The organism is Tropicimonas sp. IMCC6043, from assembly GCF_004146235.1.
Taxonomy (GTDB): domain Bacteria; phylum Pseudomonadota; class Alphaproteobacteria; order Rhodobacterales; family Rhodobacteraceae; genus Tropicimonas.
On the sequence record NZ_SELO01000001.1, the window covers coordinates 229,658 to 245,749 of the forward strand.

Annotated in this window: 15 protein-coding genes; 10 read left to right on the forward strand and 5 right to left on the reverse strand. The window is 67.1% G+C overall.

Annotated features, from left to right (window positions below):
- Window positions 1-81: 81 nt before the first annotated feature.
- The 3 genes from EU800_RS01100 to EU800_RS01110 form a co-directional block, all read right to left on the reverse strand.
- The gene (locus EU800_RS01100; RefSeq protein WP_129627578.1) at window positions 82-753 is read right to left on the reverse strand and encodes an alpha/beta hydrolase; all 672 of its coding nucleotides are present in this window, start codon (window positions 751-753) and stop codon (window positions 82-84) included.
- Window positions 754-828: 75 nt separating this feature from the next.
- The gene (locus EU800_RS01105) at window positions 829-1,662 is read right to left on the reverse strand and encodes an aldo/keto reductase (RefSeq protein ID WP_129627581.1); all 834 of its coding nucleotides are present in this window, start codon (window positions 1,660-1,662) and stop codon (window positions 829-831) included.
- Complete coding sequence (locus EU800_RS01110; protein ID WP_129628143.1) at window positions 1,659-3,500, reverse strand: ABC transporter ATP-binding protein/permease; 1,842 nt, start codon at window positions 3,498-3,500, stop codon at window positions 1,659-1,661. The genes EU800_RS01105 and EU800_RS01110 overlap by 4 nt, the downstream gene beginning before the upstream one ends.
- A 231-nt stretch (window positions 3,501-3,731) precedes the next feature.
- Here EU800_RS01110 and EU800_RS01115 point away from each other — a divergent pair, with 231 nt between their 5' ends.
- The 3 genes from EU800_RS01115 (at window position 3,732) to EU800_RS01125 (ending at window position 5,820) form a co-directional block, all read left to right on the forward strand.
- A complete protein-coding gene (locus tag EU800_RS01115; RefSeq protein WP_129627584.1) occupies window positions 3,732-4,325 on the forward strand; it encodes a hypothetical protein in 594 nt (197 codons plus the stop codon).
- Between the two features lie 83 nt (window positions 4,326-4,408).
- Window positions 4,409-5,485, forward strand: a complete 1,077-nt coding sequence (locus EU800_RS01120) for an ABC transporter ATP-binding protein (protein ID WP_129627587.1) — start codon at window positions 4,409-4,411, stop codon at window positions 5,483-5,485.
- Between the two features lie 92 nt (window positions 5,486-5,577).
- A complete protein-coding gene (locus tag EU800_RS01125; RefSeq protein ID WP_129627590.1) occupies window positions 5,578-5,820 on the forward strand; it encodes a hypothetical protein in 243 nt (80 codons plus the stop codon).
- Between the two features lie 7 nt (window positions 5,821-5,827).
- Here the strand turns inward: EU800_RS01125 and EU800_RS01130 are convergent, their stop codons facing one another.
- Window positions 5,828-7,027 (reverse strand): DegT/DnrJ/EryC1/StrS aminotransferase family protein, encoded by a 1,200-nt coding sequence (locus EU800_RS01130; RefSeq protein WP_129627593.1) that lies wholly within the window; start codon window positions 7,025-7,027, stop codon window positions 5,828-5,830.
- Window positions 7,028-7,086: 59 nt separating this feature from the next.
- Window positions 7,087-7,758: an HAD-IA family hydrolase gene (locus EU800_RS01135; protein WP_129627596.1), complete on the reverse strand. Its 672-nt coding sequence runs from the start codon at window positions 7,756-7,758 to the stop codon at window positions 7,087-7,089.
- A gap of 129 nt (window positions 7,759-7,887) precedes the next feature.
- On the opposite strand from EU800_RS01135, the gene glmU reads away from it, so the two are divergent.
- From glmU to EU800_RS01170, 7 genes are all read left to right on the forward strand, one after another.
- Window positions 7,888-9,246 carry a bifunctional UDP-N-acetylglucosamine diphosphorylase/glucosamine-1-phosphate N-acetyltransferase GlmU gene (gene glmU, locus EU800_RS01140; RefSeq protein ID WP_129627598.1) on the forward strand — a complete coding sequence of 453 codons (1,359 nt, stop codon included), beginning with the start codon at window positions 7,888-7,890 and terminating at the stop codon, window positions 9,244-9,246.
- Between the two features lie 4 nt (window positions 9,247-9,250).
- Window positions 9,251-11,068 (forward strand): glutamine--fructose-6-phosphate transaminase (isomerizing), encoded by a 1,818-nt coding sequence (glmS, locus tag EU800_RS01145; RefSeq protein WP_129627601.1) that lies wholly within the window; start codon window positions 9,251-9,253, stop codon window positions 11,066-11,068.
- Between the two features lie 309 nt (window positions 11,069-11,377).
- Entirely contained in the window at window positions 11,378-12,430 is a 1,053-nt protein-coding gene (locus EU800_RS01150; protein WP_129627604.1) for a TRAP transporter substrate-binding protein, read from the forward strand.
- Window positions 12,431-12,501: 71 nt separating this feature from the next.
- Complete coding sequence (locus tag EU800_RS01155) at window positions 12,502-13,089, forward strand: TRAP transporter small permease (protein WP_207209822.1); 588 nt, start codon at window positions 12,502-12,504, stop codon at window positions 13,087-13,089.
- Window positions 13,086-14,402, forward strand: a complete 1,317-nt coding sequence (locus tag EU800_RS01160) for a TRAP transporter large permease (protein ID WP_129627607.1) — start codon at window positions 13,086-13,088, stop codon at window positions 14,400-14,402. Before EU800_RS01155 ends, EU800_RS01160 begins: the two co-directional genes overlap by 4 nt.
- Window positions 14,403-14,548: 146 nt before the next feature.
- The gene (locus EU800_RS01165) at window positions 14,549-15,313 is read left to right on the forward strand and encodes an SDR family NAD(P)-dependent oxidoreductase (RefSeq protein ID WP_129627610.1); all 765 of its coding nucleotides are present in this window, start codon (window positions 14,549-14,551) and stop codon (window positions 15,311-15,313) included.
- A gap of 11 nt (window positions 15,314-15,324) precedes the next feature.
- On the forward strand, window positions 15,325-16,092 hold the full coding sequence (locus EU800_RS01170; RefSeq protein WP_129627613.1) for a crotonase/enoyl-CoA hydratase family protein: 768 nt from the start codon (window positions 15,325-15,327) through the stop codon (window positions 16,090-16,092).

Sequence of the window (16,092 nt, forward strand, 5' to 3'; positions counted from 1 at the left end):
CCGGCGCCTTCGGCTTATTCCGGGCGGTCCAGAGCTCCGTTCCAGCAGTCGCGTCGTCCTTGAATAACCACTCCGCCCCGCTCACTCCTCCTCGATGCCGAGCTTCATCCGCAGGAACCCCACCGCCTGTCCGAGCCCGTCCGGGGCGATGCCGTGCCCGGTGCCTCGCATCGTGTAGGCATAGGTCTCGAAACCGGTCGCCGCGAGCCGGTCGGCGGCCTCCTTGAGGGAGGCATAGGGCACCATCTCGTCCTGGTCGCCATGCAGCAGCAGGACCGGCATCCGAACCTTGAGCTCCTCGGCAAGCCGTTCCGGCGCCAGCAGCCGCCCCGAGAAGCCCACGAGCGCGGCGATGGCCTTTTCCCGGCGAGGGGCGACGTGGAGCGACATCATCGTGCCCTGCGAGAATCCGAAGAGTGCGAGCCGGTCGGCCGGGAGCCCCTCCTCGGCCAGAACGCGGTCGAGAAAGGCGTCAAGACTCTCGACCGAGGCGGCCATGGATGTCTGCGCGTCTTCCTCCTTCGAGCCGTCGAGCCAGGGGATCGGGAACCATTGGTAGCCCATCGGGTTGCCGACACAGGGCTCGGGCGCGTTCGGGGCGTAGAAGGCGGTGTCCGGCAGGTGCGGGCCGAGCGGCTCGGCCAGGCCGAGCAGGTCGGCGCCATCCGCGCCGTAACCATGAACGAAGACCACGACCTGTTTCGCCGTGCCTTTCGGCGCTCCCATCCTGTCCGATTGCAGTTCCCGCGGCATGTCCCACTCCATTCCCGTGACGTTGCGCGCATGGGTGACAGGCGCGGGCGATGGGGTCCAGAGGAAATCGGGGGATCAGAGGATGGCGAGCGGGCTCGGGCCGGCGGGCGGCGGGAAGAGCGCATCGAGCCGGGCGCGGATCTCGTCGGTCAGAACGATGCCGGCGGCGGCGGCGTTCTCCTCGACATGGGTGACGCGGCCGGCCTTGGGGATGGCGATGACGCCGGGGCGGTCGAGGACCCAGGCCAGCGCAAGCTGCGCCGGCGTCGCGCCGATCTCGCGCGCGAGCCCGGCAAGCTCCGCGTCGCCCAGGAGCCGCGCCTGGTCGATCGGGGAATAGGCCATGACCGGCATCGACAGGTCGCGGGCCTCCGGCAACAGGTCCCACTCGATGCCGCGGCAGGAGAGGTTGTAGAGAAGCTGGTTGGTGGCTGCCGCCTCGCCTCCCGCCGTCCCGCGAAGCTCGGCCATGTCGGCCGCATCGAGGTTCGAGACGCCCCAGCGGCGGATCTTGCCCGCCGCAACCAGCCGTTCGAGGCCCTCTACCGTCTCGGAAAACGGCACGCTGCCGCGCCAGTGCAGAAGGTAGAGATCGAGGCAATCCGTGCCGAGACGCCGCAGCGACGCCTCGCAGGCAGCCGCGAGGCGACCGGTCGAGGCATTGTGCGGATAGACCTTGGACACCAGGAAGACCGCGTCGCGCCGCCCGGAAATCGCCTCTGCGACCAGTTCCTCGGAGGCGCCGGCGCCATACATCTCGGCCGTGTCGATCAGGGTCATCCCGAGGTCGATGCCGCGCCGGAGGGCGCCGATCTCGTCCTCGCGCCGCGCAGGGTCCTCGCCCATCATCCAGGTTCCCTGGCCCAGGGCCGGGACATCCGTGCCGTCGGCGAAGGTCACCCGCTTCATTCCCCGGCCGCCCGTATCTGCCCGCGCGGCGGCTCCGTCGGCGTGTCGTCCTCCGCCGCGCGCTGCGCCGCCCACATGTCGGCGTAGCGCCCGGGACGGGCGATCAGCTCGGCATGGCTGCCGCGTTCGACGACCCTGCCTGCCTCCAGCACGACGATCTCGTCGGCGGACATGATAGTCGAGAGCCGGTGGGCGATGGTGAGGACCGTCCGCCCCTGCCCCATCCGCGCCAGCGCGGACTGGATATCGCGCTCGGTGCGGGTGTCGAGCGCCGAGGTGGCCTCGTCGAGCAGGAGGATCGGCGGGTCCTTGAGGATGGTCCGGGCGATGCCGACACGCTGCTTTTCGCCGCCCGAGAGCTTCAGACCGCGTTCGCCGACCAGCGTGTCGTAGCCCTTCGGCAAGGCAGCCACGAAATCGTGCAGTTCGGCGGCGCGCGCGGCGGCCTCGACCTCCGCCCGGCTGGCCTCGGGGCGTCCATAGGCGATGTTGTAGAGGATGGTGTCGTTGAAAAGCACCGTGTCCTGCGGCACCACGCCGATCGCCTGCTGGAGCGAGGCGTGGGTGACGCCGCTGATGTCCTGCCCGTCGATGGTGAGCCGGCCCTGTTGCGGGTCGTAGAAGCGGAAGAGCAGCCGTCCGATGGTCGACTTGCCCGCCCCGGTCGGCCCGACGATGGCGAGGCTGCCGCCGGCCGGCACGTGGAACGAGACGCCCCGGAGGATCGGCCGTTCCGGCTCGTAGCCGAAATGCACGTTCTCGAAGGCGACCGCACCGCCCCGCACGACGAGCGGCGGCGCACCGGGCGCGTCCGTGACTTCCGGCGCCACTGCCAACAGGTCCGACAGCTCGCCCATGTCGACAAGGCTCTGGCGGATCTCACGATAGACCGTGCCGAGGAAGTTGAGCGGCATGATGATCTGCAGCATGTAGGCGTTGACCATGACGAAATCGCCGACGGTGAACTCGCCGCTGGCGACGCCGCGCGCTGCCATGGCCATGACGACGACGAGGCCGGCATTGATGACCAGCCCCTGGCCGAGATTGATCAGCGCGAGCGAATAGGCTGTCTTGAGCGCGGCGCTCTCGTAGCCCTCCATCGAGCTGTCATAGCGTTCCGCCTCGCGGGTATCGGCGGCGAAATATTTCACCGTCTCGAAGTTCAGCAGCGAATCGATGGCGCGCTGGTTGGCCTCGTTGTCCTGGGTGTTCATCTCGCGGCGGATGCGGACACGCCATTCGGTGATGGCGAAGGTGAACCAGACATAGACCGCGATGGTGACCACGAGCACCACCAGGAAGCGCCAGTCGAAGACCGCGGCGAGCACGGCGCAGACCATCACCAGCTCCAGCAGCAGCGGGCCGATGGAGAAGACGAGGAAGCGCAGTAGGAAGGCGACGCCCTTGACGCCGCGCTCCATGACCCGGTTGAGCGCGCCGGTCTTGCGGGAGAGGTGGTAGCTGAGCGAAAGCGAATGGATATGGCGAAAGGTGCGGAGCGCGAGCTGGCGCAGCGCGCCCTGGCTGACGCGGGCGAAGATCACGTCGCGGAGCTGCTGGAAAGCGACCGAGAAGAGCCGCGTGATGCCATAGGCCACGGTGAGCCCGATCGCACCGAGAGCAAACAGCGTCGCCTGCCCCGGCGCGTCGCCGGCCAGCGCATCGACGGCCTGCTTGTAGAGCAGCGGTGTGGCGACGGCGACGACCTTGGCGAGGACAAGCACCGAGAGCGCGGCGACCACGCGGATCTTCACGCCCGGGTCGTCCGCCGGCCAGAGATAGGGGAGCACGTCGCGCAGAACGCGTCGCCCGCGCCGGCGCTCTTCCTCGTCGTCCATCTGGGTCATGCCGGCTTGCCTCGAAATTCTCCCGCGACACCCTAGGGCGCGCCGGGGCCGATGGCCAGCCGGCCCGGGTGAGGTTCGACCGGGGAGAGGTTGGTGAGGCGCCTGCAATGTCGGGAACGGGCGTGTGCCGATAGCGGCGGTGCGGATTGCACCGCGTCGCGCTTCTTGGCTTTGCGGCAGTTATATGCTCGGCTGTTCCGGGACCAGACCGCGGAGCCGCCGATGACCTCCCCTCTCGACCAGCTGTCCGAACGCATCCATGAACTTCAGGCAGCGCTGGAGGCGGAGCTCGAGGAGAAGCGGAGCGTCTTCCGCTACGGTTTCGATCGGCGAAAGGTGGTGTTCGAAGAGGAGGTGCTCGCCCGGCACCGTGCCGCGCGCGAAACGCTGACGAGCTTCCTCGCCCGCACCCGGCTGCTGGTCGTTGTGACCGCGCCGCTGATCTACGTGCTGATCGTGCCGCTTGTCCTGCTCGACCTCTTCGTCTCGCTCTATCAGGCGGTCTGTTTCCCGGTATACGGCATCGCGAAGGTCCGGCGGCGCGACCATATCGTGATCGACCGCCATCACCTGGCCTATCTCAACGCGCTCCAGAAGCTGAACTGCGTCTATTGCGGCTATGCCAACGGATTGATCGGGTTTGTCCGCGAAGTGGCGGCACGCACCGAGGCGCATTGGTGCCCGATCAAGCACGCCAGTCGCACCGCCGATCCGCACTCGGCCTATGTGAGGTTTTCCGATTTCGGTGATGAGCAATCGTTCCAGAAACGGACACAGGCGCAGCGGTCCGCCGGGCCGAATGCCGCGTCTGACTGAGCCACGCCCCGCGGCGGGCCTTGCTCCGGCGTCGGACCGCTGCTAGGGCTGCCGCGGTCCGAGAGAAACGATCAGGAAAGCCTGTGCCCGAGCAACCGCGCCTCGAGATCGACGCCGTCAGCCGCCGTTTCGACGGCCGCGACGTGGTCGCCGGCGTCTCGCTCGGGGTCGCGCCGGGCCAGGTCACCTGCCTGCTCGGTCCGTCCGGCTGTGGAAAATCGACGACACTCCGGATCGTGGCGGGGGTCGACCGGCAGGATACGGGGCGGATTCTGGTCGACGGAAAGGTCGTCTCCGACGCCTCCCGCCACATCCCGCCCGAGCATCGCGGCATCGGCCTGATGTTCCAGGATTTCGCGCTCTTCCCGCATCTCAGCGTCGCAGCGAACGTTGCCTTTGGCCTCGCGGGCGGTCTCCGGGCCAACCGGTCGCGGGTCGTCGACCTGCTGGAGCGGGTCGACCTCGTCGATTTCCTCGATGCCTATCCGCACCAGCTCTCAGGCGGCGAACAGCAGCGCGTGGCGCTGGCCCGCGCGCTCGCACCAAGACCAGCCATCATGCTGATGGACGAGCCTTTCTCGGGCCTCGACAACCGGCTGCGGGACGATATCCGAGACCGCACGCTGGCGCTCCTGAAGGAGGAGCGGACGGCCGTCCTCCTGGTCACGCACGAGCCGGACGAGGCGATGCGCATGGCCGACGAGATCGCGCTGATGCGGCGGGGGCGCATCGTGCAGCGCGGTGCGCCCTATCATATCTACAACAATCCCGTGGACCGCGCCGCCGCCGGGTTCTTCTCGGATATCAACATCGTACGCGGCATTTCGCGCGGTGCGCTGACCGAGACGCCGTTCGGCCAGTTCCTCACGCCGGGCCATGCAGACGGCGCCGCGGTCGAGATCGTCATCCGTCCGCAGCATTTGCGAATCGACTTCGACCGCCAGGGCCGCGGCCCAAACCCGACGCCCTCCGAAGGGGTTGCGGCCCGCGGCATCGTGGAGCGGGCGCGGTTCATGGGCCGCGAGAGCCTCGTCGAGTTCCGCATGGAACAGGACGGCACGATGCTGAAGGCGACGGTTCCCGCCGTCTTCCTGCCGAAACCGGGCACGCCGCTCTGGTTGACGCTACGGAGAGATCGCTGTTTCGTGTTCCCGGCGTGAGGCTCCGCCTGTCCCGCGCTCTTGGCGCACCGCCGCCTCCGCCCAATATGTCTTTGGAAAGTCACCGAAGCCTCCCGGGAAAGGGAACGGAAATGAAAACTATTCCGACAATCCTCGCACTGGTCCTGTCCGTCTCAGCGGCGCATGCCATGTCGAACATGCAGAGCACGGTCATCAAAGATCTCGCAGATTCAGGCGTTCCGGAAGCGTGCCTCCAGAAGGTCACGGTCAATGACGCCACCCGGATCAACGGCTGGCACCACGACCCGAAGATGACCGCGGCCACGGCGAACCGGATGACCCGCGACTTCGTCGCCAAGATCTGCGCCCGCTGAGGCTCGGTCAGCGCGACCGGCCGGCCTCTATGCGGGTGACTTCCGCGCGGAGGATCCGGGCGATCAGCCCGCAATCCTCGAGGCTGAAGGTCAGCGGCAGGCGCATGTCGATAAGCCCGGCAAGGATCCTGTCGGTCCGCGGCAACGGGTCGCTCTCGGCATAGCGCCAGTGATCGTAGCGCGAGGTGAACGCGGCGGGCTCGGCGGCGCCGAACCATTTCAGCTCGACGCCGCGGGCGGCGCAGGCCGCGAGCAGCGCGCGGACCTCGTCCCCTGACCAGCCCGGCAAGAGGAACTGGAAGGAAGAGCCGATGCGTACCGCCTCGCTCGGCCGTTCCACGAGCCGCAGTCCCGGCGTGCCGCGGAGCCCCGCCTCGAGAGTGTCATGGCGGGCGTTCCAGGCGGCGAGTTTCTCCGGCAAACGGGCGAGTTGGGGGCGCAGGATTGCAGCGCGCAGGTTGTCCATCCGCCCCGAGACGTTGGGCACGTCGAGCTTTGCCCTCTCATATGCATCGAGTGGCGGCCCCGCGAGGTGGCGCTCGTAGAGCATGTAGCTGCCCGATCCAAGCACGGCGCGCGCAATGAGATCGGCATCGTCGCTGACGATCAGCCCGCCCTCACCGGAATTGAGATGCTTGTAGGTCTGGGTCGAATAGCAGCCCAGGGCCCCGTGTCGGCCCGACTGAACACCGCGCCAGGTCGCGCCCATCGTGTGGGCACAATCCTCCACCACGATGAGCCCGGCCGCATCGGCGATCTCCATCAGCCGGTCCATGTCGCAGACATGGCCGCGCATATGGCTGAGAAGCAGGACCCGCGCCGCACCGGCCCTGGCCGCGAGATCGTCGAGATCGATCACCAGATCCTCGGTCGTCTCGACGAAGACCGGGCGTGCCCCGAGCGCGGCAATGGCGCCGGGAACGGGCGCGAGCGTGAAGGCATTGGTGAGCACCGGATCGCCCGGCGCGACACCCACCGCGCGCAGCGCCGCGCCGAGCGCATAGCCGCCCGAGGCCACCGCGAGGCAGTAGCGCGCGCCTGTGAAGGCGGCGAATTCCTGTTCCAGAAGCGCGGTCTCCCCTGCCTCTCCGGCCGCGAGGTTGTAGCGGTGCAGCCGGCCGTGGCGCATCACCTCGGTCGCTGCCGCGATCGCCTCCTCCGGGATTGGCTCCTGCTGGGTGAAACTGCCGTCGAACTGTTCTGTCATGAGGACGGTGTGGGGTGCGTCTGCGCGGGCGTCAATCCCGGATCGCGGCGACCGGCGGGCTAGGGCAATAGCCGCGCCACGACATCCGGAAGATCCTCGAACCGATCCAGCAATGCCTCGGGCGCGAGATCGGCCACGCTGTGCCCGTCCGGCCCGAAGGTGACGAGCGCGCAGGGCATCCCCGCTGCGCGCGCCGCCTCGCGATCTGTTGTCGTGTCGCCGACAAGCAGCGCCCGGTCCGCCCGTCCGCCGAGCCGCGCCACCGCTTCCAGCAGCGGCGCCGCCTCCGGCTTGCGGACTGGCAGCGTGTCGGCACCGATCATCGAGCCGAACGCGTCGCGCACCCCGAGCTGGGTGAGCAGCAGCTCGGCCAGTCGCTCCGGCTTGTTGGTACAGATCCCGACCGCCGTGCCCTCCGCCAAAAGCCGCTCCACCGTGGTCATCGCGCCCGGATAGAGCGTGGTGTGGACGTCGATCGCGGCCTCGTAGTACTCCAACAGTGCCGGGAACTCCCAGTTCACCCGTGCCTCCAGCGCCTCACCCGTGAGCCCCAGCCGGGTAAAGCCCAGCCGAAGCATCGCCCGCCCGCCACGAAAGGCGGTGGAGGCGTCATGGGTCCGGTCGAGCACGTCGCCATGCCCGAGCGCGCGGAAACAGGCATTCGCGGCCGCGATCAGGTCGCCGCTGGTATCGGCCAGCGTGCCGTCGAGATCGAAGATCACCGTGCGCATGTCACCCCTTTCGGCGGGTGCCCGCCGAGCCATGTTTCACCCTGACACCATGTTTGAGACGGCGCCCACTTGCGACATCCCGCGCCTCGCGTATTACGGATGCGAAACGAAGAAAAGAGCAGCAGGCCCATGTCCACCTCCCCCACAGCTCTCGTCGTGCTGGCCGCCGGCCAAGGCACGCGGATGAAATCCGACCTGCCGAAAGTGCTTCACACCGTCGCCGGCGCACCGCTCCTGCACCACGCCCTGCGCTCGGCCGCGTCGCTCGAGCCGGCGCGCACCGTCATCGTCGTCGGCCCCGGCGCCGAGGGCATAGAGGCCGCCGCGCAGGAACTCGACGCGGATGCCCTGACCGTCTTCCAGGAGGAACGCCTCGGAACCGCACATGCCACCGAATTGGCTCGCCCCGCCCTGGCTGGGTTCGAAGGCAACGTGATCGTGCTCTACGGCGATACGCCTTTCATCAGGCCGGAGACCCTTGAGGCGATGATCGCCGCGCGGGCCGAGAATGACGTGGTGGTGCTGGGATTCGAGGCGGAGAATCCAGGCCGCTACGGGCGGCTCGTCATGGCCGGCGAGATGCTGGAACGGATCGTCGAGTTCAGAGACGCAACAGATGAAGAGCGCCGCATAACATTCTGTAACTCTGGCGTTATCTGCGCCGGCTCCGAATGTCTTTTCGACCTGATCGCTGACGTTGGCAAGGAAAATGCCGCCGGCGAATACTATCTCACCGATATCGTCGGGCTGGCCCGTGCCCGCGGCCTCTCGGTTACCGCCGTGCGCTGCGACGAGGCGGAAACGCTGGGGGTCAACTCGCGGGCCGACCTCGCTACGGCCGAGGCCGCCTTCCAGGCGCGCGCACGGGACGCGGCGCTTGAGGACGGTGTCACATTGCGTGCGCCAGAGACGGTTTTCTTCAGTTATGACACGGTGATAGGACGCGATGCTGAGGTAGAACCAAATGTCGTCTTCGGCCCCGGCGTCACCATCGAGACCGGCGCCCGCATCCGCGCCTTCAGCCATCTGGAGGGCTGCCACGTCTCCCGCGGCGCCATCGTCGGTCCGTTCGCCCGGCTCCGGCCGGGGGCCGAACTTTCCGAGAACGTCCATGTCGGCAATTTCGTCGAGATAAAGAATGCGCAGGTCGACGAGGGCGCCAAGATCAACCACCTGACCTATATCGGAGACGCCAGCATCGGGGCCGCGACCAATATCGGCGCGGGCACGATCACCTGCAATTACGACGGCGTCTTCAAGCATCGCACAGAGATCGGCGCGCGTGTCTTCATCGGCTCGGACACGATGCTCGTCGCTCCTGTGACGATCGGCGACGGTGCGATGACGGCGACAGGCAGCGTGGTGACCAGCGACGTTCCCGCCGGCGCGCTCGCAATCGGCCGGGCGAAACAGGCCAACAAGCCGGGCTTCGCGACGAAATTCTTCGAGCGCCTGCGCGCGCTCAAACAGTATGGATCGAAGAGGTAGCAAGATGTGCGGAATTGTCGGTGTTCTCGGAGATCACGAAGCGGCGCCCCTGTTGGTCGAGGCGCTCAAGCGGCTGGAATACCGGGGCTACGATTCGGCCGGCATCGCCACGGTGAATGACGGCCATCTCGACCGACGTCGCGCCGTCGGCAAGCTCGTCAACCTCTCCGACCTGCTGGTCCACGAGCCGCTCGCCGGACGCGCCGGCATCGGCCACACTCGCTGGGCCACGCATGGCGCGCCAAACGTGGCCAACGCCCATCCACATCGCGCCGGTCCGGTTGCAGTGGTTCATAACGGGATCATCGAGAATTTCCGCGAGTTGCGGGCCGACCTGGCCGCCGAAGGGCTGCATTTCGAGACCGAGACCGACACCGAGACCATCGCGATGCTGGTGCAGCACTATCTCGACCAGGGGCTCAGTCACCGGGAGGCCGCCGACCGTGCCATCGGCCGGCTCGAGGGTGCCTTCGCCATGGCGCTGCTGTTCGACGGGCAGGACGACCTGATGATCGTCGCCCGGCGCGGGTCGCCGCTGGCCATCGGCCACGGCGAGGGCGAGGTCTATGTGGGCTCCGACGCCATCGCACTCGCCCCGCTGACCAACCGGATCACCTATCTCGAAGAGGGTGACTGGGCGATCCTGACGCGCTCGGCCATCGAGATCCGCGATCGCGCCGGAAATCTGGTGGATCGGCCGGTGAAGACGGTCCAGATCGACCTCGCGCAGGTCGAAAAAGGCGGCCACCGGCATTTCATGGCCAAGGAGATCGCCGAGCAGCCCACGGTCGTCGGCGATGCCCTTGCCCAGTACCTGCGCGGCGCGGGAATCGCGCTGCCGGAGCCGGGGCTCGATTTTCGCAGCTTCGACCGCGTGGTGATGGTCGCCTGCGGCACCGCGCATTACGCCTGCCTGGTGGCGAAATACTGGTTCGAGCAGGTCGCCGGGATCGGGGTCGAGGTGGATATCGCCTCCGAGTTCCGCTATCGCGAGCCGCCAATCGGGCCGAGGACGCTGGCGCTCTTCGTGTCGCAATCGGGCGAAACGGCCGACACGCTGGCCGCGCTGCGCTTCTGCGAGGGAAAGGCGGCAAGGATCGCCGCGGTCGTCAACGTCACCGAGAGCTCCATCGCGCGCGAGAGCGACCTCGTTCTGCCGATCCGCGCGGGCGCAGAGATCGGCGTCGCCTCGACCAAGGCCTTCACCTGCCAGCTCACGGTGCTGTTCCTGCTGGCGCTGAAGGCGGCGGCGGATCGCGGCCACCTCGACGACGAGGAACTCGCGGCACGGCTGGCGGAATTGCGCCGGCTGCCGGGGCTGATGAATTTCGCGCTGGCGCAGTCAGGCGAGATCGCGGCCGTAGCGAGAGCCGTGGCGGAGGCGCGCGACGTGCTTTTCCTGGGCCGTGGCGCTCTCTTTCCACTCGCGCTTGAGGGCGCTTTGAAACTAAAGGAAATCAGCTATATACACGCCGAAGGCTATGCGTCGGGTGAACTCAAGCATGGCCCGATCGCGCTCGTCGACAAGACCGTCCCGGTGCTCGTCTTCGCGCCGACCGACCCGCTTTTCGACAAGACAGTGTCGAACATGCAGGAGGTCATGGCGCGCGGCGGCAAGGTGCTGCTGGTGACCGACCCGGTCGGCGCACGCATCGCCGCCGAGGGCTGCTGGAAGGTGCTGGCGATGCCGGAAGTGCCGCCGATCCTGGCGCCGATCCTCTATGCCCTGCCGGCGCAGCTTCTGGCCTATCATGCTGCCGTGGCCAAGGGTACCGATGTCGATCAACCGCGCAACCTTGCCAAATCCGTGACCGTTGAATAGCGCTGCGCTCGGCCGATCGGACCGCCGTCTGCCGACTACCGTTATTCTTTCCAATTTCGATAACGAAAGATTATTTTATCTCAGTTGACTTGCCGATTTCCGGCAATCATTTTGAGCATCAGAAGAGTGACCATTGCCAACCCGCGCGACCGACCCCGCGCGACCGACATGAAACGGCTGCGATCAGGCGCAATGGTGACATGGGAGAGATACGACAGAACCGTTATGACTCATACCCAATTCGCAGGCCCGCCATTGGCGTCCGCTGTGTCACCGGGATGGGTTGTTTGATCGAACAGGGAGGAAACCATGATCAACGGGCGCAGGACATTTCTGCATTTGATGGGGGCCACGGCCCTGACCGCGGCGAGCTTCGGGCTCACCGCCGGGGGGGCGTCGGCCGCCGAGGTCACGCTCCGGCTGGCCCATTTCCTGCCGGCGCAGGCCAGCGTGCCCAACAACGTACTCAAGCCCTGGGCGGAGAAGATCGAGGCCGAGTCCGGCGGACGGATCGAGATCCAGGAGTTCCCGGCGATGCAACTCGGCGGCAAGCCGCCCGAACTGTATGACCAGGTGGTCGATGGCGTCGCCGACATCATCTGGACCCTGCCCGGCTACACCCCCGGCCGCTTCCCGCGCACCGAGGTCTTCGAGCTTCCCTTCACGATGACCAATGCCGAGGCGACCTCGCGCGCCTTCTGGCAACTCGGCGAGGAGACGATGCTCGACGAGGATTTCAAGGACGTGAAGGTGCTGGCCCTCTGGATGCACGGGCCGGGCCTGATCCACTCCAAGGAGCCGATCCGCACGGTCGAGGACCTCAACGGCGTCAAGCTGCGCGCGCCCTCCCGGATCACCAACCAGTTGTTCGCCAATCTCGGCGCGACCCCGGTCGGCATGCCGATCCCGGCGGTGCCGGAAGCGCTCTCCAAGGGCGTGATCGATGCCACCGTGATCCCCTGGGAGGTCACAGGCCCGCTCAAGGTCAACGAACTGGTGGAGAACCACACGACCTTCGGCGACGATGCGCTCTACACCGCCACATTCGTGATCGCGATGAACAAGGATCGGTACGAGTCGCTGCCCGATGACCTGAAGGCCGTGATCGACGCCAATTCCGGCCTCGAGTTCTCCGCGATGGCCGGCAAGCTGATCCAGGAAGCCGATGCACCGCCGCGCGATGCGGCGATCGCTGCCGGTGCCAACATCATCGAGCTCAGCCCCGAGGAAGTTGCAGAGTGGAAGGCCGCCGCCGCGCCGACCACCGACGCCTGGATCGCCGAGATGGACGAGAAGGGCCTGGACGGCACCGGCCTCCACAACCGCGCGATCGAGCTGATCGAGCTCAATTCCGGTCAGTAGGCCGCAAAACGCCTGCCCGGGCGCCACAGCGTCCGGGCAGCCTTCCCACCGCAAACCACGAGTCCGACACGATGCTGCTCAAGCTCATGGAGCGCCTGGCCCGCACGATGGCGGTCCTGGGCGGTCTTGTCCTCACGTTCCTTGTCGTGCTGACCTGTCTCAGCGTGCTGGGGCGTGGGCTTAACACCCTCGGCCATTCGGCGCTGCTGACCGGGATCTCGCAATCGACCGCCGATGCGCTGCTGGCGACCGGGATCGGGCCGATCATCGGCGATTTCGAGCTGGTGGAGGCCGGCGTCGCCTTCGCGATCTTCGCCTTCCTGCCGATCGCGCAGCTGCACGGCGGCCACGCGACGGTGGACATCTTTGCCTCCACGTTCCCGCACTGGTTCAACCGGTTCCTCGTGACCTTCTGGGAGATCGTCATGAGCGCGGTGATCCTGCTCATCACGTGGCGGCTCTATGTCGGGATGGAGGGCAAGATGTCGAACGGTGAAACGACCTTCCTGCTGCAATTCCCGGTCTGGTGGGCCTATGCGGCGAGCTTTGTCGCGGCGCTGACCGCCTCCATCGTCGCAATCTACTGTGCCGTGGCGCGCATCCTCGACATCGTCACCGGCCGGAGCCACCTGCCCCATTCCGAAGGAGCGCAGCATTGAGCATGCTCGAGCTGGGATATCTGTCCTTCCCGATCCTGCTGCTGATGATCTTCCTCCGGGCCCCGATCGGGCTCGCGATGATGCTCTGCGGCATAGGCGGGCTCTATTTCGCCATGGGCGGGCCGAACATGTTCCTGGCCAAGCTCAAGACCGAGACTTATTCGACCTTTTCCAGCTATTCGCTGACCATCATCCCGATGTTCCTGCTGATGGGACAGTTCGCGACTCTCTCGGGCATGTCCACGGCGCTGTTCCAGGCTGCCGAGAGCTGGCTCGGGCATCGCAAGGGCGGCGTCGCCATGGCCGCCGTGGGCGCCTGCGCGGGGTTCGGCGCAATCTGCGGTTCCTCGCTCGCCACCGCCGCCACGATGAGCCGCGTGGCGCTGCCGGAGCTGCGCCGCTACGGCTATTCGGGCGGCTTCTCGACCGCGACGCTCGCCGCCGGCGGCACGCTCGGCATCCTGATCCCGCCCTCGGTGATCCTCGTCATCTATGCCATCCTTACCGAGCAGAACATCGCCAAGCTCTTTCTCGCTGCCTTCGTGCCCGGCCTCCTCGCCGCGCTCGGCTACATCATCACGATATCGATCTATGTCCGGCTGAACCCCAAGGCGGCAGGCACCCGCGAGGCCGTCCCCTACCCCGAGCGCATCCGCGCGCTGATCGACGTCTGGCCGGTCCTGCTGGTCTTCGGCCTCGTCGTCGGCGGCATCTATCTCGGCTGGTTCACTCCCACGGAGGGTGCGGCCGTCGGTGCTGCCGGCACCGGGGTCATCGCGCTCCTCTCCGGCAGCCTGAGCTGGAAGGTCTTCGCGGACGCGATCATCCACACCGCCCTCAGCACGGCGATGATCTTCTTCATCGTGCTCGGCGCCGGGTTCTACAACTCCTTCCTGGCGCTCTCGCAGATGCCGCAGGAGCTCTCTTCCTGGGTCGTCGGCCAGGGCTTCAGCCCGTGGACCGTGCTGACGCTGATCCTCCTCTTCTACCTTGTATTCGGCTGCCTGATGGACAGCCTGTCGATGATCCTGCTGACCATTCCGATCTTCTTCCCGGTGGTCTCCTCGCTCGATTTCGGGATGAGCCCGGAACATATGGCGATCTGGTTCGGAATCCTCGTGCTGATCGTGGTCGAGGTCGGGCTCATCACGCCGCCGGTGGGGATGAACCTCTTCATCATCAACGCAATGGACCGGCAGACGGCGATGAAGGACACCTACAAGGCGGTTCTCTGGTTCGTCGGCTCGGATATTGTCCGGGTCATCATCCTGGTCCTCTTCCCGGCCATCACGCTCTTCCTGTTGCCCAGCTGAAGTGAGCGGCATTGAGAGAAGATGTGCGAAAATAGATATGGAGCATAACGAATGAAAGACGTCGGCACGATGTGCGAAGGGCGGCTTCTGACCGCGGTCGGGGGAGAAGCCCCCGCCCGAGACGAGAGTTCTGTGGAGGCACCCAGATGCTAATTTCCGACCAGATCGCCCTCGTCTCCGGCGGCGCGAGCGGCCTCGGCGCCGCCACCGCCCGGCATTTCGCCGAGGCCGGCGCCCGCGTCGCGGTGCTCGACTACAACCGCGAGGCCGCCGAGGCCGTCGCCGCCGAAATCGGTGGTTTCGCGGTGCAGGCCGATGTCTCGGACGAAGCCGCCGTGGACGCTGCCATCGGTGCCGCCACCGCGCATTTCGGCGCTGCGCCGCGCATCGCCGTCAACTGCGCCGGCGTGGGCCACGCCGCCCGCATCGTCGGCCGCGAGGGCAAGACCTCCGCCGACGTCTTCGAGCGCACGCTCCGGGTGAACCTCTTCGGCACCTATTACGTGATGAGCCATGCCGCGAAGCGGATGATGGAGCTCGACCCACTCGACACGGGCGAGCGCGGCGTCGTCGTCAACACCGCCTCGGTCGCCTGGCAGGACGGCCAGCTCGGCCAGGCCGCCTATGCCGCCTCCAAGGGCGCCATCGCCGCGATGTGCCTGCCGGCGGCGCGCGAATTCGCCCGCGCCGGCATCCGCGTCATGGCGATCGCGCCGGGGCTCTTCCACACGCCGATGATGGAAGGGCTGCCGGAGGAGACGACGGCACAGATCACCGCCAACATCCCCTTCCCCGCCCGCCTCGGGGCGCCGCGGGAATACGCGCTGATGGCCGAGCATATCGTCACCAACCCCTATCTCAACGGGACCACCATTCGCCTGGACGGCGCGGTGCGCCTGCCGCCGCGCTGAGGAGAGAGCCCATGACCGAACCCATGCTCAAGATCGACATCGACGGCGAGATCGCCACGCTCACCATGAACCGCCCCGGCAAGCGCAATGCCATGTGCGACGAATTGCTGGAGGGTATCGACGGCTTCTTCCGGGCACCGCCCGTGGGCGTGAAAGTTGTCGTGCTGACCGGCACCGAGGGGCATTTCTGCTCCGGCCTCGACCTCTCCGAGCATGTCGCTCGCGATGCCGAGGGCACGATGCGGCATTCGCGCGGCTGGCACGCGGTGATGCAGCGGATCCAGTTCGGCGGCCTGCCGGTCGTCTCGGCGATGTTCGGCGCGGTGATCGGCGGCGGGCTGGAGCTTGCCTCGGCCACCCATGTCCGGATCGCGGAACCCTCGACGATCTTCCAGCTTCCCGAGGGCCGGCGTGGGATCTTCGTCGGCGGCGGCGCCTCGGTGGGCGTGGGCCGCATCCTCGGTGCCGACCGGATGACCGAGATGATGCTGACCGGCCGGAAATACAGTGCCGAGGAGGGTCTCGCACTCGGCCTCGCGCATTACAGCGTCGGCGCGGGCGAGGCGCTGCCGCTGGCTTACGAGCTTGCCCGCAAGATCGCCGCGAACGCGCCGCTTTCGAACTACATCATGATCCAGGCGCTGGCCCGGATCGGCGACATGCCGCGAGAGGACGGGCTCTTTACCGAGAGCCTCTGCGCCGCGATCACCCAGACAAGCCCGGACGCGCTCGAGGGCCTCGCGGCCTTCCTCGAAAAGCGGACGCCGAACTTCCGGTGA